Annotated in this window: 1 protein-coding gene; it reads right to left on the bottom strand. The window is 59.6% G+C overall.

Features of this window, described 5'->3' with window-relative positions; all coding sequences use genetic code 11:
- The coding region (locus BTA35_RS17005) for a cytochrome c1 (protein WP_139363735.1) at positions 1 to 325 on the bottom strand (325 nt) is incomplete at its 3' end.
- Between the last annotated feature and the right edge of the window lie 101 nt (positions 326 to 426).

Raw genomic sequence — 426 nt, 5'->3', positions numbered from 1 at the left:
TCTTCGCGTCGTCCGGGCGCATCGCCACCGTCATGGTGTTACCCACTTTGTCGGTGGTGAACAGCAAATTCTGCTCGATTTCCTTTTGGGAAATGCCGATCTGCTCCAGCGAGCTGTACCGCACGAGGTTCGCGCTGTGGCAGTTCAGGCAATAGTTTACAAACAATTGGGCGCCATGCTGCAACGCTGCGATGTCGTGCGTGTTATTGGGCGCACGATCGAGCGCGAAACCCTCGTCCGCATGGGCCGGCCCCATCGCCACGGCCAACGTCAGCGCCACGCTCGCACCGCCGATACGCGCGAGCTTGCTCAGCCAAGTTTTCATATTGTAGTGTCCTCGCTCGCGGTTAATGGGGCTTATATCGAACACGCTCGGGCGGCTGCTTGAACGTACCCAGCCGGGTCCAGAACGGCATGCCCAGGAAG

This window comes from Oceanospirillum linum (assembly GCF_001995095.2).
Taxonomy (GTDB): Bacteria; Pseudomonadota; Gammaproteobacteria; order Pseudomonadales; family Halomonadaceae; genus Oceanospirillum; species Oceanospirillum linum.
This window is presented reverse-complemented; position numbering and strand designations above follow the sequence as displayed.